The 18,864-nt window shown below is 57.1% G+C and carries 20 protein-coding genes; 8 read left to right on the top strand and 12 right to left on the bottom strand.

The window, feature by feature from the left end:
• Positions 1–36 precede the first annotated feature (36 nt).
• The 9 genes from rseP to YERSI8AC_RS02265 all read right to left on the bottom strand — a co-directional run bounded on the left by rseP (position 37) and on the right by YERSI8AC_RS02265 (position 8,015).
• Positions 37–1,395: an RIP metalloprotease RseP gene (gene rseP / locus YERSI8AC_RS02305; RefSeq protein WP_022520191.1), complete on the bottom strand. Its 1,359-nt coding sequence runs from the start codon at positions 1,393–1,395 to the stop codon at positions 37–39.
• A 55-nt stretch (positions 1,396–1,450) separates the two neighbouring features.
• A complete protein-coding gene (gene ispC, locus YERSI8AC_RS02300; protein WP_022520192.1) occupies positions 1,451–2,641 on the bottom strand; it encodes a 1-deoxy-D-xylulose-5-phosphate reductoisomerase in 1,191 nt (396 codons plus the stop codon).
• Positions 2,638–3,468, bottom strand: a complete 831-nt coding sequence (locus YERSI8AC_RS02295; RefSeq protein ID WP_009288631.1) for a phosphatidate cytidylyltransferase — start codon at positions 3,466–3,468, stop codon at positions 2,638–2,640. The genes ispC and YERSI8AC_RS02295 overlap by 4 nt, the downstream gene beginning before the upstream one ends.
• Entirely contained in the window at positions 3,461–4,249 is a 789-nt protein-coding gene (gene uppS, locus YERSI8AC_RS02290) for a polyprenyl diphosphate synthase (RefSeq protein ID WP_022520193.1), read from the bottom strand. Before uppS ends, YERSI8AC_RS02295 begins: the two co-directional genes overlap by 8 nt.
• Before the next feature lie 93 nt (positions 4,250–4,342).
• Positions 4,343–4,900, bottom strand: a complete 558-nt coding sequence (gene frr / locus YERSI8AC_RS02285) for a ribosome recycling factor (RefSeq protein ID WP_009288629.1) — start codon at positions 4,898–4,900, stop codon at positions 4,343–4,345.
• Positions 4,901–4,904: 4 nt separating this feature from the next.
• A complete protein-coding gene (gene pyrH, locus YERSI8AC_RS02280; protein WP_007111718.1) occupies positions 4,905–5,678 on the bottom strand; it encodes a UMP kinase in 774 nt (257 codons plus the stop codon).
• A gap of 159 nt (positions 5,679–5,837) precedes the next feature.
• Entirely contained in the window at positions 5,838–6,707 is an 870-nt protein-coding gene (gene tsf / locus YERSI8AC_RS02275; protein WP_009288628.1) for a translation elongation factor Ts, read from the bottom strand.
• Positions 6,708–6,935: 228 nt separating this feature from the next.
• The gene (rpsB, locus tag YERSI8AC_RS02270) at positions 6,936–7,685 is read right to left on the bottom strand and encodes a 30S ribosomal protein S2 (RefSeq protein ID WP_009288627.1); all 750 of its coding nucleotides are present in this window, start codon (positions 7,683–7,685) and stop codon (positions 6,936–6,938) included.
• A gap of 63 nt (positions 7,686–7,748) precedes the next feature.
• Positions 7,749–8,015, bottom strand: a complete 267-nt coding sequence (locus YERSI8AC_RS02265) for a hypothetical protein (RefSeq protein ID WP_027957764.1) — start codon at positions 8,013–8,015, stop codon at positions 7,749–7,751.
• A gap of 2 nt (positions 8,016–8,017) precedes the next feature.
• Between YERSI8AC_RS02265 and map the strand changes: the two genes are divergently transcribed.
• From map to YERSI8AC_RS02230, 7 genes are all read left to right on the top strand, one after another.
• Positions 8,018–8,809, top strand: coding sequence for a type I methionyl aminopeptidase (map, locus tag YERSI8AC_RS02260; RefSeq protein WP_022520194.1), 792 nt, complete (start codon positions 8,018–8,020; stop codon positions 8,807–8,809).
• Positions 8,809–11,484 carry a [protein-PII] uridylyltransferase gene (locus tag YERSI8AC_RS02255; protein WP_022520195.1) on the top strand — a complete coding sequence of 892 codons (2,676 nt, stop codon included), beginning with the start codon at positions 8,809–8,811 and terminating at the stop codon, positions 11,482–11,484. The genes map and YERSI8AC_RS02255 overlap by 1 nt, the downstream gene beginning before the upstream one ends.
• Positions 11,485–11,808: 324 nt before the next feature.
• The gene (gene dapC, locus YERSI8AC_RS02250; protein ID WP_159175995.1) at positions 11,809–13,005 is read left to right on the top strand and encodes a succinyldiaminopimelate transaminase; all 1,197 of its coding nucleotides are present in this window, start codon (positions 11,809–11,811) and stop codon (positions 13,003–13,005) included.
• 41 nt (positions 13,006–13,046) lie between these two features.
• Entirely contained in the window at positions 13,047–13,388 is a 342-nt protein-coding gene (locus YERSI8AC_RS02245) for a Spx/MgsR family RNA polymerase-binding regulatory protein (RefSeq protein WP_022520197.1), read from the top strand.
• A gap of 119 nt (positions 13,389–13,507) precedes the next feature.
• Complete coding sequence (gene dapD, locus YERSI8AC_RS02240) at positions 13,508–14,533, top strand: 2,3,4,5-tetrahydropyridine-2,6-dicarboxylate N-succinyltransferase (RefSeq protein ID WP_009288624.1); 1,026 nt, start codon at positions 13,508–13,510, stop codon at positions 14,531–14,533.
• Entirely contained in the window at positions 14,520–15,692 is a 1,173-nt protein-coding gene (dapE, locus tag YERSI8AC_RS02235; RefSeq protein WP_022520198.1) for a succinyl-diaminopimelate desuccinylase, read from the top strand. Before dapD ends, dapE begins: the two co-directional genes overlap by 14 nt.
• A complete protein-coding gene (locus tag YERSI8AC_RS02230) occupies positions 15,689–16,078 on the top strand; it encodes a hypothetical protein (RefSeq protein WP_009288622.1) in 390 nt (129 codons plus the stop codon). The genes dapE and YERSI8AC_RS02230 overlap by 4 nt, the downstream gene beginning before the upstream one ends.
• A gap of 78 nt (positions 16,079–16,156) precedes the next feature.
• On the opposite strand, the gene YERSI8AC_RS02225 is transcribed toward YERSI8AC_RS02230, so the two are convergent.
• Positions 16,157–16,702 (bottom strand): cold-shock protein, encoded by a 546-nt coding sequence (locus YERSI8AC_RS02225; protein WP_022520199.1) that lies wholly within the window; start codon positions 16,700–16,702, stop codon positions 16,157–16,159.
• Positions 16,703–16,814: 112 nt separating this feature from the next.
• Here YERSI8AC_RS02225 and YERSI8AC_RS02220 point away from each other — a divergent pair, with 112 nt between their 5' ends.
• Positions 16,815–17,063, top strand: a complete 249-nt coding sequence (locus YERSI8AC_RS02220) for a SlyX family protein (RefSeq protein WP_022520200.1) — start codon at positions 16,815–16,817, stop codon at positions 17,061–17,063.
• A 60-nt stretch (positions 17,064–17,123) separates the two neighbouring features.
• Here the strand turns inward: YERSI8AC_RS02220 and ald are convergent, their stop codons facing one another.
• Both ald and YERSI8AC_RS02210 read right to left on the bottom strand, forming a co-directional pair.
• A complete protein-coding gene (gene ald, locus YERSI8AC_RS02215) occupies positions 17,124–18,242 on the bottom strand; it encodes an alanine dehydrogenase (protein WP_009288621.1) in 1,119 nt (372 codons plus the stop codon).
• Between the two features lie 174 nt (positions 18,243–18,416).
• Complete coding sequence (locus YERSI8AC_RS02210; RefSeq protein WP_009288620.1) at positions 18,417–18,851, bottom strand: acyl-CoA thioesterase; 435 nt, start codon at positions 18,849–18,851, stop codon at positions 18,417–18,419.
• Between the last annotated feature and the right edge of the window lie 13 nt (positions 18,852–18,864).

Below are 18,864 nucleotides of genomic sequence, written 5' to 3'. Positions count from 1 at the left end.
GCAGATGACAAGGCATCCTGCGCGCTACACGCGTCATTACCACAGGCGCATCAGATCAAAATAGAGGGCCATCAACATCAGGGTGCCGACCATGGCAAGCCCAATGCGCAGTCCTACGGCTTGGGTTCTTTCGGATACTGGCCGTCCACGCACGACCTCCATAAAATAATAGAGCAAGTGGCCACCATCGAGCACCGGGATAGGTAGTAAGTTTAGTACCCCAAGGCTGATAGAAAGATACGCTAGAAAGCCAATAAACGCTTCCATCCCTGCACGGGCCGAATCACCAGAGATCTGTGCAATGGTGATTGGCCCGGACAAATTGGAAGGCGAGATAAGCCCGACAAACATTTTGCGTATGGCATCTAAGGTTAAGAGCGTCATCTCTCCAGTGCGCGAAACAGCCTGGCCTACCGCTTCGATAGGGCCGTAACGGATTTCACGCTGAAACGCTGCTGGCCACTCGACCTGCTCGGCGCCTGCACCGATATAACCAATTTCAACCCCAGTGTCCAAGCGGTTACGCCCGGGGGTTAAATCAACACTCGACTGCTCGCCATTACGTTCATAGGTGAGCTGCAGCGTTTCACCTGGATTACCTCGCACCATATTAACGAAGTGCATCCAATCATCCACTGGTTCGCCATTAATCGCCACCATCCTATCGCCCGCCTCAAGGCCTGCTTGCTCGGCGGCCTCTCCGCTCACTACTTGGCCTAAAACGGCCGGAAATTCCGGCTGCCAAGGAGTAATACCCAGCGATTGCAGCGGCTGTGGCGGATCTTGGCGAACCAAATAATCAGTCACCGATAAGCCAAAACGTTGAGGGTCGCTCGCGCCTTCGGGGCGGGCGTCTATATCCAGCTCACCGCTGAAACCAATAATCGATACCAGTTTGAGGTTAACATCTTCCCAAGAGCGCATCTCATCGCCCTGAATGGCGACAATTTCATCGCCATTGGCAAGTCCGGCTTCGGCGGCGGGCGAGTCAGGCGCAACGCTACCTACCATTGGCGACACCACCGTGGTACCCGCCACGAACAGTGCCCAGTAAGCCACAATCGCTAACAAGAAGTTGGCGATTGGCCCTGCCGCCACAATCGCAATGCGCTGCCACACGGTTTTGCGGTTAAATGCCTGATCAAGCTGCTCTTCCGGAACCGGCGCCTCACGCTCATCGAGCATTTTGACATAGCCACCCAGCGGAATGGCGGCTATCGCGAACTCGGTGCCGTGGCGGTCAACCCGCGACCATAGCGGCTTACCAAAGCCTACAGAAAACCGTAGCACTTTGACCCCACAGCGCCTCGCCACCCAAAAATGGCCAAACTCGTGGAAGGTCACTAACAGGCCCAACACCACAATGACCGCTAAAATATTCTGTATAAGGCCCACACTGAACTCCTTAATGCCCCGCTCTAACGACCAGCCCAGCGAATGCTTAAGCGTATCATTTTGTTACCAGTTCCAGCGCCTGCTGTCGCGCCCACTGATCCGTTGCTAATACGCTATCAAGGCTATCAACACGGCCTTGATAGGGGCGCGACAAGACGTCGGCGACCAGTTGCCCAATGGCTGTAAAGCCGATTCGACGCTGTAGGAATGCTTCAACTGCAACCTCATTGGCAGCGTTGAGCACAACGGGTGCCATGCCACCTTGCCGCATCGCTTCACGGGCAAGCCCTAAACAGGGGAAGCGAGTTTCATCGGGGGCTTCAAAATCAAGCCGCGCCACCTGAAAAAGATCCAGTGTCTCAACCCCGGCATCAATGCGCTCCGGCCACGCTAGCCCGTAGGCGATGGGGATGCGCATATCAGGATTACCCAACTGTGCAATCACCGAACCATCTTGATACGCCGCCATGGAGTGAATCACGCTTTGAGGGTGCACCACCACCTGGATTTGTTCGGGCGTGGCATCAAACAGCCAGCAGGCTTCAATAAGCTCTAGCCCTTTATTCATCAGTGTGGCGCTATCCACCGATATTTTACGTCCCATTGACCAGTTCGGGTGAGCGCAGGCCTGTTCGGGAGTGACATTATTGATTTCCGCCTGGCTCCAGGTACGAAACGGCCCGCCAGAGGCCGTTAGCAGCAGTTGACGAACGCCGTGCTTGGCAAGTCCGCCGCGGTGCTCCGCAGGTAGACACTGGTAAATGGCATTATGTTCGGAATCAATCGGTAGTAATGTTGCGCCAGAGCGGGAAACGGCCTCCATAAACAGCGCGCCGCTCATCACCAGCGCCTCCTTATTGGCCAGTAACACGCGCTTGCCTGCTTCCGCAGCGGCTAGGGCAGGCAGTAAGCCCGCCGAGCCGACAATGGCCGCCATTACGCAGTCGACGCTGGCGTCCCGGGCAACATCGCACAGCGCCTCTGGGCCTGCGCTCACGTCAGTTGACTGCCCAGCCCGCTTAAGCTCTTGGCGCAGCCAAGCGGCATCGGCCTCATTATCCAACACGGCGACCGCAGGGCGATGCGCCAAGCACTGCGCTAGCAGAGCCTCTTTTGAGGTGTGCGCGGTCAGGGCATGCACGCAATAGCGGTCTGGGTGGCGACTAATCACATCCAGCGTGCTAGTGCCCACAGAGCCTGTCGAGCCAAGCACGGTCACACGTTGCCTATTAGCGAGTTGGCTCATAGCGGCGGCACCCGAGCAAACACCTCAACCAGTACTTCCACATAGAACAGTGCAAACAGCGGTATCGCCGCGGTGAGGCTATCAATGCGATCCAGCACACCGCCATGGCCGGGCAGCAACTGGCTCGAATCTTTGATATTACGATGGCGCTTGAGCATGCTTTCCAGTAGATCCCCTAGCACAGAGGCCAAAGTGACCACGGCGGTGATGAGTATCAGGGTAATTCCACCCACCAGGCCCAGCGGCAACCACAGCGCAAAGAGAATAGCCAGAATAGTGGTCGCCGCTAAGCCGCCGTATACGCCCTCCCATGATTTGCCAGGGCTCACGTGGGGAGCCAATTTGCGCTTGCCCCAGTGTCGCCCCACAAAGTAGGCGCCGATATCCGCGCACCAAACCAGCAGCAGCACAAACAGCAGCCAAGCCATACCGATGTCACGCAGAACGTTAAAGCCCACCCAGCAGGGCAATAGCACCCACAGGCCCATCGCCAGGCGCCGCACGGTGGACTGCCACTGCTCACCCGCCGCAGGGTAGCGGGTTACCCAGTAGAGATTCACCAGCCAACCGGCAGCAGAGAACCAAAGCGGCCATATTGAGGTGGCGGCTCCGGCCAGCCACATGACCAGCATCAACACCGCCATCACGGCCACTAGCTGAGCACGCTGTGCCGTACGGGTAACGCCCGCCAGATTGGCCCACTCCCAAGTGGCGAGTAGCACCATCAACGCCGTAAATAGCGCAAAAGCGCCGCCGTCTAAACCAAACAGGCCAGCCAGCACCAGGGGTGCTAGCCAGGCTGCGGTGATAATCCGCTGTTTAAGCACCCTGCGCCTCTATTTGTTCGTCCGTCATGCCAAAGCGACGACGGCGCTGGCAGAAGTCGTTTAATGCCGCATCAAACGCATCCGCACCGAAATCGGGCCATAGCAGCGGGGAAAAGTGCAGCTCAGCATAGGCCAACTGCCAAAGCATAAAGTTGGATAGCCGCTGCTCACCACTGGTACGTATACACAGATCCACCGGCGGCACGTCATCAGTCCCCATTGCAGTGTCGAAGCACGCTTCATCGATTTGCTCAGGCGATAACTCCCCAGCCGCCACCTGCTCGGCTAAGGTGCGCGCCGCCCGTGCGATATCCCACTGCCCCCCATAGTTGGCGGCAATCACCAGATGCATCCCTGTATTGTCCGCGGTTAACGCTTCAGCACGCTGAATATGCTTTTGGATGGCGTGGGAAAAACCCCGCTGTTCGCCAATGATCGAGAGGCGCACATTACGCTCATTGAGCTTTTTGACTTCACGCTTAAGCGCCATCAAAAACAGCTCCATCAAGGCGTTGACCTCTGCGGCCGGACGCTTCCAGTTTTCGCTGGAGAAAGCAAACAGGCTGAGGGTTTGCACCTCGCGCTCGGCGGCTCGCTGAATCACCGCACGAACGGTTTCCACCCCAGCCCGGTGCCCACGCACCCCCGAAAGCCCGCGCGCGCGCGCCCAGCGGTTATTGCCATCCATAATGATGGCAACGTGAGACGGCGGGGCCTCCCCGGCCAGAGAAGACGCGCTGGCGTCGTCCGGCTGTTTTTCAGGAAGCTGCGGTGACGTCATGGATTCTCGCACCAAAGGTCAGTCATAAAAAAACCAGCCAGAGTGTGGCAAAACGGGCAGCCAAAGCTGCCCGCGGCTGAATAAAGCACAGGTTTATACCTGCATGAGATCCTGCTCTTTTGCAGTCAGCGCTTTATCGATCTCAGCAATATACTTGTCGGTCAGCTTTTGAATCGCATCTTCGCCTTCACGCTGATCGTCTTCGGTAATCTCTTTATCTTTTAACAACGACTTGAAATCACCGTTAGCATCACGACGTACGTTACGCACGGCAACGCGAGCGTTTTCAGCTTCGCTACGCGCCTGCTTGATATAACCTTTGCGGGTCTCTTCGGTGAGCATCGGCATTGGCACACGGATCACGTTGCCTGCACTGGCCGGGTTCAAGCCAAGATCAGAGGTCATGATGGCCTTTTCGATCTTCTGCACCATGCCCTGCTCCCACGGCGCAATCGTCAGCGTGCGAGCGTCCTCAACGTTGACCGATGCCACTTGGCTAAGCGGTACCTGGCTGCCGTAATAGTCCACGGTAACGGCGTCTAAAATGCTCGGGTGAGCACGACCGGTACGAATTTTATTGAAGTTGCTATGCAGCGCCTCAACGCTTTTTTGCATGCGCGAATCGGCATCTTTCTTAATATCGTTGATCACGTCATTACCCTCTGTATATCAGCGTGCCTTCCTTGCCCCCTACGACCATATTCAGTAGGGCGCCAGGCTTATTCATATCAAATACCCGCACCGGCATATTATGGTCACGTACCAGGCAGATAGCGGTCAAATCCATAACGCCCAATTTTTGATCCAGGGCGTCGTCGTAAGAGAGCTGGTCGTACTTCACCGCATCCGGATGTTTTACCGGGTCTTTATTGTAGACGCCATCGACTTTGGTCGCCTTGATCACTACGTCGGCGTCCACCTCAATGCCGCGCAAACAAGCTGCAGAATCGGTGGTGAAGAAGGGGTTGCCTGTGCCTGCAGAGAACAGCACTACGTCCCCGGAGGTTAAGTAGCGAATGGCCGTGCGACGGTCGTAGTGCTCTACAACGCCGCTCATTGGGATAGCCGACATCACGCGCGAGCGGATATTGGAGCGCTCTAGCGCATCACGCATTGCCAGCGCATTCATTACGGTCGCCAGCATGCCCATATGGTCACCGGTGACGCGATCCATGCCAGCCTCATTGAGCGCCGCACCGCGAAACAAGTTACCACCGCCAATCACGATGCCTACCTGTACCCCAATACCGACGAGCTGGCCGATCTCCAACGCCATCCGGTCAAGCACTTTAGGGTCAATACCAAAATCGTGTTCACCCATCAGCGCTTCGCCAGAAAGCTTGAGCAAAATACGTTTGTATTTTGACTTCGAACCCTCAGCCTTGCTGGGTGCTACATGGGGGGTAGGTTCTTGAACATCACGCGACATGGCATCTCTCCTGAGGCAGACCTGTAAACAGGCAGGCGGGGCAGCCCCGCTGTATAAACCCGTTATCAGGGTCGGCTAACTAACACCGGTTATACAGGGGCCGGATACGCGAAGGCGTGCGCTCACGCGCACGCCATCTTTTTTCTGAAACCTCTGACCTCAGCGACGGCCAGCCTGTTCCATAACTTCTTTAGCGAAGTCGACTTCTTCTTTCTCGATACCTTCACCAACTTCAAAGCGTGTGAAGCTTACCACTTCGCCGCCTGCGGCTTTCACGTACTCAGCCACAGTCTGGTTCGGGTCTTTAACAAACGGCTGCTCGGTCAGGCTGTTTTCTGCCAAGTACTTTTTCAAGCGGCCCTGAACCATTTTCTCTGCGATCTGCTCCGGCTTACCGGCCATATCCGGCTGCGCCAGAATAATCGCTTTTTCCTGATCCAACTGCTCTTGGGGCATATCGGCAGGATGCGCAACCGCAGGGTTGATCGCCGCCACGTGCATTGCAACGTCTTTCGCGACTTGCGAATTGCCGCCTGTTAGCACGGTCAGAACGCCAATGCGGCCACCGTGGACGTACTCGCCTACCAGACCACCGTCAACAGCGTTCACTACGATGGCACGACGCACACCGATATTCTCACCGATTTTCTGAACCAACTGCTCGCGGGCAGTTTCCAGTTCGCCAGCCATAACGGCGGCAACATCTTCGCTTTTCGCGGTGAAGAAAGCACCGGCGATTTTGTCAGCAAACGCGATGAAGTTGTCATCACGAGCAACAAAGTCGGTCTCGGAGTTGATTTCAACCATTACGCCGTAGCTGCCGTCTTCCGCTACACGCGTAACCACTACACCTTCTGCGGCGATACGATCGGCTTTCTTCGCTGCTTTTAGGCCGGAGCTTTTGCGCAGGTTTTCAATCGCAACTTCGATATCACCGTCGGCTTCGGTGAGTGCTTTTTTACACTCCATCATGCCGAGACCGGTACGTTCGCGAAGTTCCTTGACCTGAGAGGCGCTGATAGCTGCCATGAGAATTCACCTCTGAAATGGTTCTATGAGAGTTAGACGCAACACAGAGTATAGGCATGATAAATGACCATCATGTATCACGCTGCCCTATGTCTCTCTGTATTACGGGGCCGGTATTGAGTGCCGGCAAATTCGTCCGCGCAGACAGTTCATCTGTAGCGGGAAAAAGGGGGCAAAGCCCCCTTTATCTTGATGCGGCACACCTGCTCACCGCACCCACTGCTGCGATTACTCAGCGGCAGTGTTGTCTTCAGCTGCAGCGGCCTCTTCGGTCACTTCAACAAACTCTTGAGCGTTGGCTTCTTTGGCACGGCCACACGCATCCGCAATCGCTTTTACGTAGATCTGGATAGCGCGGATAGAGTCATCGTTGCCGGGAATTACGTAGTCAACGCCATCGGGGTTGGAGTTAGTATCCACCACGCCGATAACCGGGATGCCCAGCTTGTTGGCTTCGTTGATCGCGATGCGCTCGTGGTCAACGTCGATCACGAACAGTGCGTCCGGTAGGCCGCCCATGTTCTTGATACCGCCGATAGAACGCTCAAGTTTGTCCTGCTCGCGAGTCGCCATCAAGACTTCTTTCTTGGTCAGCTTCTCGAACGTGCCGTCTTCGCGCATGGTTTCAAGATCACGCAGACGCTTAATGGACTGACGGATGGTCTTGAAGTTAGTCAACATGCCGCCCAACCAGCGATGGTTGACGAAAGGCTGACCAGCACGGTTAGCTTCTTCTTTAATTACCTTGCTAGCGCTGCGCTTGGTGCCAACAAACAAAATTTTGTTGTTGGATGCCGCCATCTTCTCGACCACATCGATCGCTTCGTTCAGCGCCGGAAGGGTGTGCTCAAGGTTGATGATGTGAATCTTGTTGCGCGCGCCGAAGATAAATTTGCTCATCTTCGGGTTCCAGTACTTGGTCTGGTGGCCGAAGTGAGCACCTGCTTTAAGCAGGTCACGCATATTAACGTGAGACATGGTAGAACTCCTAAAACTCGGGTTAGGCCTCCACGCACCCCATGGATCCGACCGTTGACCACGTTAGACGCTGCCAGCGGCACCCGGGACCATGTGCCGGTGCATGTGTGTTTTTAAGGCTTGATAGTAAGCATCGCGCCCGTAAGTCGAGCACGCTGCGGATTCATCGCCCTGCCCTACTGCGTACTTCCCAGCCAAGAAGCTCGGAATCACGATTGCAGGAAAGCGCGCGGCTTTATACCATAGATCATTGCCAAGATGAAGTCGCACCCCGTTTGACGGTCTTAAATTGCGCCATTCAATTTTCCATTCTGCATTCATATCGAGCATTCATGAACGTTCCTATCAAGACGCCTTCTGAAATCGAACACATGCGCGAAGCCGGGCGCCAAGCGGCTAGCGTGATTGAAATGATCACCCCCCATATCCAGGCAGGCATTAGCACGGGGGAAATTGACCGTCTCTGCCATGAGTATATTGTTAACGAGCTAGGCTCGACCCCTGCACCGCTGAATTACCATGGTTTTCCCAAGGCGACCTGCACGTCGATCAACCATGTGGTGTGCCACGGCATCCCCGACGACGCCAAGAAGCTCAAAAATGGCGATATCATGAACCTGGATATCACCGTTAAGACCACCGACGGCTATCACGGCGACTCCAGCGTGATGTTCGTAGTGGGTGAGACGATTCAGGGCGAACGGCTGTGTCGCATTACTCAGGAATGCCTGTATAAAAGCATCGAGCTGGTGAGGCCTGGCGTACGCCTCTCGGAGCTTGCCCGCGTGATTCAAAAACATGCCGAAAGCAACGGCTACTCCGTCGTTCGCGACTTCTGTGGCCACGGCATCGGCGCCGAATTCCACGAAGAGCCGCAGTTTTTACACTACGACGGCTACGCACCGGATGCCGACATTAAGCTCGCCGCAGGCATGTGCTTTACCATCGAGCCGATGATTAACGTCGGCGGGTATAAAACCAAGGTGCTACGCGATGGCTGGACCGCCGTCACTAAAGACCGCAGCCTTTCAGCGCAGTGGGAACATACGCTGCTGGTGACCGAGGGCGGCGTTGAAGTGCTGACCGCGCGTGGCGATGAAGACTTCAGTTTTCTAACCAACTGATGCTATTACACCACCACCGGTTTGAGCCGGACACCACGCTTTACGACCTGGATCTTTTCCGCACTGAGCTTGCCGGTTCACGCTCGCCGGTGGCACCCTTCAAGGCCGCGCTGCGCGAGCTACAGGCGCGCCTGGACGACCAGTTTCGCGCCGGTGCAGACATTCGCGACCTTGTGCGCGGCCGCGCCTGGTACCTGGATCAGTTGCTGGCGATTGCCTGGGCACAGCATGAGTGGCCCGACGATGGTATTGCACTGGTGGCGGTAGGCGGCTATGGCCGTGGTGAGCTACACCCCCACTCGGATATCGATCTGCTGCTGCTACTGGAGCAGGACGATGACACCGCCTATCGTGAACCGCTGACCGCCTTTATCACCTTCTTGTGGGATATTGGCCTGGAAATTGGTCATAGCGTTCGCTCGCTTAGCGACTGCGAGCGGGAAGCCGAAGCGGATGTCACGGTGATTACCAACCTACTCGAATCTCGCCTGATTGCGGGGCCAGAAAGCCTGCGCGAAGCGATGCGCGAACGCCTCAGCGCCGAACATATTTGGCCCGCCGACCGCTTTTTTGAAGCCAAGTGGCAGGAGCAGATTTCCCGCCACTACCGCTATAACAACTCCGAGTACCACTTAGAGCCGAACCTCAAAAGCTCCCCCGGCGGGCTGCGCGACATCCAGATGATCGGCTGGGTGGCCAAGCGCCACTTCGGTACCGAACAGTACACCGATATCGTCGCCAACGGCTTTATGAACGACGCCGAACTGCGCATTTTAAGCCAGGGGCAGGCGTTCTTGTGGCAGGTGCGCTATGCCCTGCATATGCTTACCGACCGCGCCGAAGACCGCCTGCTGTTTGACCACCAGCGCACCATCGCCGAAATGTTTGGCTTTCGCGATACGCCGGAACGTCTGGCGGTTGAGCAGTTCATGAAGCGCTATTACCGGCACGTCACCGCGCTGGCGGGACTCAACGATATGCTGCTGCAGCACTTTGACGAGGTCATCCTGCGCGGCAAAGAAGCGCTGGAAACCGTCAAACTCAACGAGCGCTTTGAAACCAAAGGCGGCTATATCCAGGTTCGCTCGCGGACACTTTTCCGTGAACGCCCCGCGGCGATGCTGGAGCTATTCCTACTGATGGCCAAGCACCCCGAAATCGAAGGAGTGCGCGCCGATACCATCCGACTAATTCGCGATCATCGCCACCAGATTGACGACCACTACCGGGAAGACCCGCGCCACCAGCGGCTCTTTATGGCTATTCTGCGCGCCCCCGGCAATGTGCCCCGCCAGTTGCGGCGCATGAACCGCTACGGGATTCTGGGCAAATACCTGCCCGAATTTGGCCGCGCCATAGGGCTGATGCAGCACGACCTTTTCCACATTTACACGGTCGATGCCCACACCCTGCTGCTGCTCAAATTTCTGCACAATTTTCGCAAACCGGAAGCGAAGGGTGACTTTCCAGTGGCGGTGGCATTGATGCAGCAGTTGCCCAAGCTCGACCTGTTGTGGATCGCCGGGCTGTTTCACGACATTGGCAAGGGCCGCGGCGGCGACCACTCGGAAATCGGCGCCCGGGACGTTGAGCATTTTTGTCAGCGCCACCACGTCTCGCCCCACGACACGAACCTGGTCAGTTGGCTGGTTGAGCACCATCTATTGATGTCGATGACGGCGCAAAAGCGCGATATCAGCGACCCCGATGTGATTCGTGATTTTGCCTTGATCGTGCGTAACGAAACGCGCCTGGACTACCTTTACGTGCTCACCGTGGCCGACATCAATGCCACTAACCCCACGCTGTGGAACGGTTGGCGGGCGTCGCTGCTGCGCCAGCTGTACGCCGAAACCAAGCGTGCCCTGCGCCGCGGCCTGAATAATCCGCCCGACCGCGACGACTGGGTGCGGGAAACGCGCACCGAAGCACGCTCTTTGCTGCAAACCATCGGCGTTAATCGTGAGCAAATCGATCATCTTTGGGAATCGCTAGGGGAAGACTACTTCCTGCAGTACGCCCCCAGCGAAATCGTTTGGCAGACCCAGGGCATTCTCAATCACAACCAGTCGCCGCTGCCGTTGGTGTTGATCAGCGCACCTACTGCGGACATGTCCGAAGGCGGCACCAAAGTGTTTATCCACACCCGTTCGGTGGACGACCTTTTCGCTGCTACCGCCGCTGCCATGGAGCAGTTGGGGCTCTCGATTCACGATGCGCGCATTGCGACCTCCCACAACGATTGGACGCTCAACACCTTTATTGTGCTCGACAGCCATGGTCAGCCCATACGTGACCCAGGCCACATCGAAGAGATGCGCCGGCACCTGGTGGAAGAGCTCGATGACCCTGATGACTACCCGGATATCGTCACCCGCCACACGCCGCGCCAGCTCAAGCATTTCAAGGTACCCACGGAGGTGCTGATTGAGCAGGATCCGGCCAATGAGCGCACGCTGCTGGAGCTAACGGCTCCCGACCGCCCCGGCCTGCTGGCCCGGGTGGGACGTATCTTTATGGAGCAGGACATCTCGCTGTCCGCGGCAAAAATCGCCACCCTCGGCGAGCGGGTAGAAGACGTCTTTTTTATTACCACCAAAGCAGGCGAACCGCTGACTGACCCCGAGCGCCAGCAGCAGCTGCGCGAACGTCTGATTGAAGTGTTGGGCGTTTAAAAGATAATTCACCGAACCCCGAGGCTGATGCAGAGATTGTAGTGCCAAGCCTGGGGGCGAGGGTAGGTTTCCGCGAGGGCGCTGTGAACCCCTCCAGGGGCGCTACTTTCGCCATCTGACCGCCAGGGATGGCGGAAATGCCGGAATTGTCAGGAATTTTTTCCGGCCATGGCGAAAGACCCTCGCTCCAACCTACCCTCGCTCCCGTCTATCGAGTGTCTGTAAAAGTATTCATTGCAAAATCACACCCTCGTTAGGTTTGAGCCTGCACCGGGCCTTGCCTATAATCGACGGTTTACGCCGCCAGCCATCAACGGACACATCATGAACGCCGACCTCGACGCCCTGCATCCTTACCCGTTTGAAAAGCTGGCCGCGCTGAAGGCCGCATTAACGCCCCCAGCTGACTTGGCGCATATTCCGCTGACCATTGGCGAACCCCAGCACGCGCCCTTTCCTGCGGCGCTTGAAGCGCTGGTGGCGCACCAGCTGGAAATGGCCCGTTATCCCGCGACCAATGGCCTGCCAGCGCTCCGCCAAACCATCGCCAACTGGGCAAGCCAACGCTTTCAACTGCGCGAACTCGACAGCGAACGGCACGTGGTGCCCGTTAACGGCACTCGGGAAGCGATTTTTGCCTTTGTGCAGGCGGCGTTGGATCGCACCCGCCCGGCGAAAGTCGCGGTGCCCAATCCGTTTTATCAAATCTACGAAGGTGCGACGCTGCTGGCAGGCGGTGAGCCGCTCTATTTAGACTGTACCGCTGAGAACAATTTTCGACCTGACGTTAACGCCGTGCCCGCCGCGACGTGGCGCGACGTGCAAATCGTCTTTATCTGCTCGCCGGGCAACCCCACCGGCGCGGTCACGTCCCTTGATGAATTTAAGCAGCTGATTGCCCTCGCCGACGAACACGACTTTATTATCGCCTCGGACGAGTGTTACTCGGAGCTCTACCTTGACGAAACAGCCCCACCACCAGGGTTGCTGCAAGCCTGCGCCGAGCTGGGCCGTGATGATTACCGGCGCTGCGTGGTGTTTCACTCGCTCTCCAAGCGCTCCAACTTGCCGGGCCTGCGCTCGGGCTTTGTGGCGGGGGATGCGGCACTGCTCACACCGTTTAAGCGCTACCGCACTTACCATGGCTGTGCCATGTCGCTGCCGTTGCAGCACGCCTCTATCGCCGCCTGGCAGGATGAGCAGCACGTACGCGCCAACCGCGACGCCTACCGCGAAAAATTTAGCGCGGTCACCCAGGTGCTTGCCCCAGTCATGGATTTTCCCGCGCCACAAGCTAGCTTTTACCTATGGCCTGCGGTGCCCGGTGGCGACGATATCGCCTTCACGCAGAGGCTGTTTGCCGAACAGCACGTTAGCGTACTGCCCGGCAGCCTAATGGGACGCAGGGGTGAAAATGGCGTTAACCCCGGCGCAGGGCGTTTGCGCCTAGCGCTGGTGGCTGAGCTAGCGCCCACCCTTGAAGCCGCCCAACGAATTCGCCATCTCATCGAGCGCGGTTAACTTATTCCACATTCTCTGGTTCAACATTCTCAGGAGGTCGTATGCTGACGCTGTATATCATCGATAACTGCGATACCTGCCGCAAAGCGCGTAAAGCCTTGGATGAGAAAGCGCTGCTGTATAAAACCCACGATCTGCGCAAAGATGGTCTATCTGCTGCGCTACTAGAACACATTTTACATCGCGTGCCGCTTGTGGAAGTCATTAACAAACGCAGCAAAACCTGGCGCGAACTTTCCGATGAGGAAAAAGATTACGACGCCAACTCGGCCCGCCAGCTACTGATGAAATACCCCACACTGCTGAAGCGGCCGCTGCTCGAAGTAGACGACTCCACTATCTTAGTCGGCTACCGCGAGGGCGATTACGACAAGCTCGGCTAAGTACTCAAGTGGCTAAGTGCTTCAGCAACTAGATACTTGAGAAACTAAGCACTTAAGCAACTAGGCACCTTGGCTTTGCCTGCTTTTCTTCACTATTTATCACTACAGGACACCTTCTTATGCTGAGCTTTGCGCTTGGAATCGGCACCCAAAACACCCAGGGCGACTGGCTGGAAATCTACTACCCGGCGCCGCTGCTCAACCCACCCGCCAGCCTGGTGGAAGCCGCCAAACAAGCTCTGGATGCCCCCCAAGGCAACGCCGCCATCAGCTTTTTGCCCGAAGACTGCACACGCCTGGCTAAAGCGTTAGAAGCCGCGGGGCACTCCGCCCAGGCAGAGCTTGCCGAAGCGCTCTCTGCCAGCCAGCGCCCCCTGGTCGCGATGTTCCTGGAGAGCGACGAAGCGCCACAAACCGCGCCAGAGGTGTATTTAAAGCTGCATCTGCTGTCCCACCGCTTGGTCAAACCTCACGGTCTTGATCTCACCGGCATGTTTGGCCTTCTGCGCAATATTGCCTGGACCAACGAAGGCGCCATCGACATTGAAGAGCTGCCTACGCGCCGCTTGAAGGCACGTATGGCGGGCCGCGCGCTGTCCGTCGACTGTGTCGATAAATTCCCCAAAATGACTGACTACGTGGTGCCTACCGGTATCCGCATTGCCGACACCGCCCGCGTACGTCTGGGCGCTTACCTAGGCGAAGGCACTACCGTCATGCACGAAGGCTTTGTCAACTTCAATGCGGGCGCCGAAGGCCCCGGCATGATCGAAGGTCGCATCTCAGCCGGCGTGATGGTCGGCAAAGGCTCCGACTTGGGCGGCGGCTGCTCCACCATGGGCACTCTCTCTGGCGGTGGCAATATCGTCATTAAGGTCGGGGAAGGCTGCTTGATCGGCGCCAACGCAGGCATCGGCATTCCCCTGGGTGACCGCTGCACGGTAGAAGCAGGGCTGTATATCACCGCTGGCTCCAAAGTGACCTTACTGGATGATCAGGGCCAGGAAGTGAACACCGTTGCCGCCCGCGAGCTGGCCGGGCAAGACGATCAGCTATGGCGCCGCAACTCCCAGAATGGCCGCATTGAGTGCTTGACCAATAAAAGTGCTATCGCCCTGAACGAGGCGCTGCATGCCCACAACTGAATCTGAAGGACTGTCGCCGACGCTCACGCTCGCCTTTGAGCTGCTCAGCCGGGCCTCGGTAACGCCGGACGACGAGGGCTGCCAGGAACTCATGATCGAGCGCTTAGCAGCGCTCGGTTTTCATATTGAGCGGCTACCGTTTGGCGACGTAAAGAATTTCTGGGCGGTTCGCGGCCATCACGGCCCGGTGGTGGCCTTTGCCGGCCACACCGACGTGGTGCCCAGCGGCCCCTATACCAACTGGCAGTACCCACCGTTTGAGCCCTGCATTGATGATGAGGGTATGCTGTGCGGACGTGGCGCGGCGGATATGAAAGGCAGCTTGGCCTCAATGCTGACCGCCGTTGAGCGCTTTGTGGCCAACCACCCGAATCACGATGGCCGTATTGCCTTTCTGATTACCTCCGATGAAGAGGGCCCGGCAGTCGACGGCACTCGCGCGGTGGTCGAGCACCTGCGCGAGCGTAATGAACGGCTCGACTACTGCATTGTCGGCGAACCATCCTCGACCACGCGCCTGGGCGATGTGATCAAAAACGGTCGTCGCGGCTCACTGGGCGCCACGCTGCACATTAAAGGCGTGCAGGGTCACGTGGCCTATCCGCATTTAGCGCGCAATCCCATCCACCAGGCCATGCCAGCGCTGGATGCGCTGGTCAACGAGCACTGGGACGCGGGCAACGACTTTTTTCCCGCCACCAGCTTTCAGATTTCCAATCTGCGCGCAGGCACCGGGGCGACCAACGTGATCCCCGGCGACGTGGAAGTGGTGTTTAACTTTCGCTTCTCCACCGAGGTGACCTCTGATGAGCTCAAAGCGCGCACGGAAACCATTCTCGACCAGCATGGATTGGAATATCAGATAGACTGGACGCTCAACGGCGAGCCGTTTTTAACCGCGGAAGGCGCGCTGGTTGACGCCGCCATTAAAGGCGTTGAAGCGGTGACCGGCGAGCGCCCGGCGCTCTCTACCAGCGGCGGCACCTCGGATGGCCGCTTTATCGCCACCCTTGGCGCTCAAGTGGTCGAGCTAGGCCCGCTCAACGACACCATCCACAAGGTCAATGAGCGCGTTCGCGCCAGCGATCTGGACGACTTAAGCCGGATTTACGAAGCGACGCTGCAAGCGCTACTCTTCTCCGGTGAGGTAAACCTATGATGGAGCGTTACCCCGATATAGAGATTTACCTAGCCAGCGTGTCGCTTGATGCGCTCAATGAGTGGTTGAAAAGTGCACTAATCGCGCCACCGCTGAGCCCCGCAGGCAAAGGTAAATGGCAAACCCGCGGCCAATACCAGGGTGACTGCGTGCCGGTATTGCTGGTAGACAAAGCCGCTGATGGCTTTGCCAGCCTATGGTTTGATAGCAACCACACGCCGTGGATGACCGACCAAGAGTGTGCCCAACAGGCCGCGGAAGCGTTGCAAACCGAAATACGTTGCTCACTGGGTGGCTGGCACCCCGGTGATGACCCTGACCGCTTCTGGCAAGTGTTGCCCGGTGGCAAAGAAGGGGCAATAGAGTGGCCCGATTCAGGGCGTTAATCGAGCGCTTTAAACGTAAACGACCCCGCCGAAGCGGGGTCGTTACTATCCAACGATCAATTTAACTAGCCGTTGGGCTCACTCAATAATACTGACATCGTCGGCCTGCAAACCACGCTCATTTTTAATCACGTGATAACGCACGATTTGGCCTTCTGCCAACATACGCGGGCCACGACCACGAATGGCACGGAAGTGTACAAACACATCTTCGCCATTATCGCGGGTAATAAAACCGTAGCCTTTGTTGGTATTGAACCACTTTACTTCACCCTCTTCGCGGCCATCGTTAGGATCGATGATGTCTTCCTCCTCATCATCGTCCAACGGTGCAGCCGCTTGGGGTTGGCGCGTTGCTGGCTTGGGACGAACCACAGCATCGGACGCCACCACGATCGAGGGCGCAAAAGCGGCAGACGCTAATGTGCCAATACACAGAACAATAAAACTACCTATCGCAACGGCGATATAGACACCGCTAACTCCACTGATTGCCAACTCGGCCATCCACAGCTCGGCGAGGGCACTATCGGTTAAATGAACAATCCCCGCCAGCAAAAGTGGCGTGGGGGCGGCAAGTAATACACTGATTAAGAAACAGCGAAACACAACTTTTGGGTTCATAGAAAAAAAAAGCTCTCTTGTTGTATGGGTAACAGACGAAGGACAATACCCGCACTATCAGGCCCATTCCCAATAGCACCGGCATACTACTACATAAGGCTGCAATGTTATCATGACACATGAATTATCGCCTGTTGACCTAGCTCAACGTCTTGAATCTTTAGAGAGTCGCATAGCCCATCAAGAGCATTGGCTGGATACCCTGGATCAAGCGGTGGTACAACAGGAGCGCCGCCTGGAGAAACTGGAGCAGCTCAGCGGCCTAATGCGCGAACGCCTGCGTGAGCAGCACCAGGCACTCCAGGCAAGCGAACCCCAGGGCGGCCAGCGCCCCGAGGATGAACTTCCGCCCCACTACTGAACTAACGCCAGCCCCGGATGCGACTAATTAATTAGCCGCCGACAGCTAGCTTTCAACAGTTTAGCTGCCAACAACGCTCGCAGGGTCGATACTTTCCAGCCCAAAGGCATCCGCTACGGCCTGGTAGGTGACTTGCCCCGCGTGCACGTTAAGGCCCGGGAGAAAGTGTGGGTCGTCATGCAGCGCCTGCTGCCAGCCCTTATCTGCCAGGGCGAGTACAAAGGGCAGCGTGGCGTTGGTCAGCCCCTGGGTGGACGTACGTGCTACCGCGCCGGGCATATTGGCCACACAGTAGTGAACCACCCCATCGACGATATAGGTCGGTTCGGCATGGGTGGTGGGCTTGCTGGTTTCAAAACAGCCGCCCTGATCGATGGCAACATCGACCAGTACACTGCCAGGCTTCATATCAGCCAGCATACTGCGAGTGATTAGTTTTGGCGCAGCGGCGCCGGGCACCAGCACCGCGCCAATGATCATGTCAGACTCACGGGTGGCCGTTTCCAGCGCGTCTGCGGTGGAGTAAACGGTTTTAATGCGCCCCTGGTAACGGTCATCCAGCACTTCAAGCCGCGCTAACGACTTATCCAGAATGGTAACTTCCGCGCCTAACCCTAACGCCATGCGCGCAGCGTTTTCACCTACCACGCCACCCCCAATCACGGTTACCTTACCTGGCGCCACACCCGGCACACCGGGCAGCAGCACGCCCGCACCGCCCTGGGCCTTCTCCAGGCTATGGGCCCCAGCCTGCACCGCCATTCGTCCCGCTACGGTGCTCATAGGCGCCAGCAGCGGTAGGCCACCGCGGGCATCGGTAATGGTTTCGTAGGCGATACAGGTGGCACCGCTCTCCATCAGCCCACGGGTAAGGGGCTCTTCGGCGGCCAGGTGCAGATAGGTGAACAGTGTATGCTGTGGGGCGAGTCGCGCTACCTCGTCCGGCTGCGGCTCTTTCACCTTGAGGATTAACTCAGCGTTGCGCCACAAAGTGTCCACATCTGCTTCTATGTGCGCACCGGCGGCTTGGAAATCAGCATCGCTAAAGCCTGCACCTTCACCGGCTCCGGCCTGAATGCTCACCTGATGGCCGCGCCCGGCTAATTCCCGTGCGCCGGTAGGGGTTAAGGCCACGCGATACTCGTGATTTTTGATCTCTTTGGGGACAGCAATTTTCATTGGATTTTTCCTGTGCTTTTAAAGGTCAGTCATGTTGTTAAGCAAATTACAGCACAGCTAACGTTGACCACCACCCCAGAAACAAAAAACAAAAAAAACGCCGGTTAAGGCGTTTTTTAGGAGAAAAATCTAGCGATTGCCGGTTCTACACGAAAAAATCCACTTCGTTCTACGTCACTCCACAATAACTGCGCCGCCGTAGATACGCCGATACTCCTCGGGCAGGCGCTTGGGCCGCCCTGTTGAAAGCGCCACGCAGGCAAAGCGTGTACGGGCGTAAAGCAACGTTTTAGCGTCTTTGACTCGCACCAGCTGAAAACGGCGGGTCAAACTAAAGCGCTCGTCACAATCGACAATCCAGGTAGCCAGCTGTAGCTCATCACCTGCAAAGGCAGGCGCCAGGTAATCCAGCTCGTGGCGGTGAACCACCATGGCCCGATCAAGCTCTCGGTAACGCTCAAGAGAGAGGCCGAGCGCGACCGAGTGAGCCCAGCTAATCTGCTCAACCCAGCGCAGGTATTCACTGTTGTTGACGTGCTGATAAGCATCGATCGCCTCATCGGCCACGCGGATATCGATCACAAAAGGATCGGGCAGCGCCCACTCCATCGGCTAACTCCTG

This window comes from Halomonas sp. 113 (assembly GCF_904067645.1).
Classification (GTDB): domain Bacteria; phylum Pseudomonadota; class Gammaproteobacteria; order Pseudomonadales; family Halomonadaceae; genus Vreelandella; species Vreelandella titanicae.
The sequence above is the reverse complement of the archived record's forward strand: the minus strand, read 5'-3'. Positions and strand labels throughout refer to the sequence as shown.

Coding starts and splice junctions, on each gene's coding strand:
- ispC (WP_022520192.1), bottom strand. CDS start 2,641: ATGAGCCAACTCGCTAATAGGCAACGTGTGACCGTGCTTGGCTCGACA.
- uppS (WP_022520193.1), bottom strand. CDS start 4,249: ATGACGTCACCGCAGCTTCCTGAAAAACAGCCGGACGACGCCAGCGCG.
- pyrH (WP_007111718.1), bottom strand. CDS start 5,678: ATGTCGCGTGATGTTCAAGAACCTACCCCCCATGTAGCACCCAGCAAG.
- tsf (WP_009288628.1), bottom strand. CDS start 6,707: ATGGCAGCTATCAGCGCCTCTCAGGTCAAGGAACTTCGCGAACGTACC.
- rpsB (WP_009288627.1), bottom strand. CDS start 7,685: ATGTCTCACGTTAATATGCGTGACCTGCTTAAAGCAGGTGCTCACTTC.
- YERSI8AC_RS02265 (WP_027957764.1), bottom strand. CDS start 8,015: ATGCTCGATATGAATGCAGAATGGAAAATTGAATGGCGCAATTTAAGA.
- map (WP_022520194.1), top strand. CDS start 8,018: ATGAACGTTCCTATCAAGACGCCTTCTGAAATCGAACACATGCGCGAA.
- YERSI8AC_RS02255 (WP_022520195.1), top strand. CDS start 8,809: ATGCTATTACACCACCACCGGTTTGAGCCGGACACCACGCTTTACGAC.
- dapC (WP_159175995.1), top strand. CDS start 11,809: ATGAACGCCGACCTCGACGCCCTGCATCCTTACCCGTTTGAAAAGCTG.
- YERSI8AC_RS02245 (WP_022520197.1), top strand. CDS start 13,047: ATGCTGACGCTGTATATCATCGATAACTGCGATACCTGCCGCAAAGCG.
- dapD (WP_009288624.1), top strand. CDS start 13,508: ATGCTGAGCTTTGCGCTTGGAATCGGCACCCAAAACACCCAGGGCGAC.
- dapE (WP_022520198.1), top strand. CDS start 14,520: ATGCCCACAACTGAATCTGAAGGACTGTCGCCGACGCTCACGCTCGCC.
- YERSI8AC_RS02230 (WP_009288622.1), top strand. CDS start 15,689: ATGATGGAGCGTTACCCCGATATAGAGATTTACCTAGCCAGCGTGTCG.
- YERSI8AC_RS02225 (WP_022520199.1), bottom strand. CDS start 16,702: ATGAACCCAAAAGTTGTGTTTCGCTGTTTCTTAATCAGTGTATTACTT.
- YERSI8AC_RS02220 (WP_022520200.1), top strand. CDS start 16,815: ATGACACATGAATTATCGCCTGTTGACCTAGCTCAACGTCTTGAATCT.
- ald (WP_009288621.1), bottom strand. CDS start 18,242: ATGAAAATTGCTGTCCCCAAAGAGATCAAAAATCACGAGTATCGCGTG.
- YERSI8AC_RS02210 (WP_009288620.1), bottom strand. CDS start 18,851: ATGGAGTGGGCGCTGCCCGATCCTTTTGTGATCGATATCCGCGTGGCC.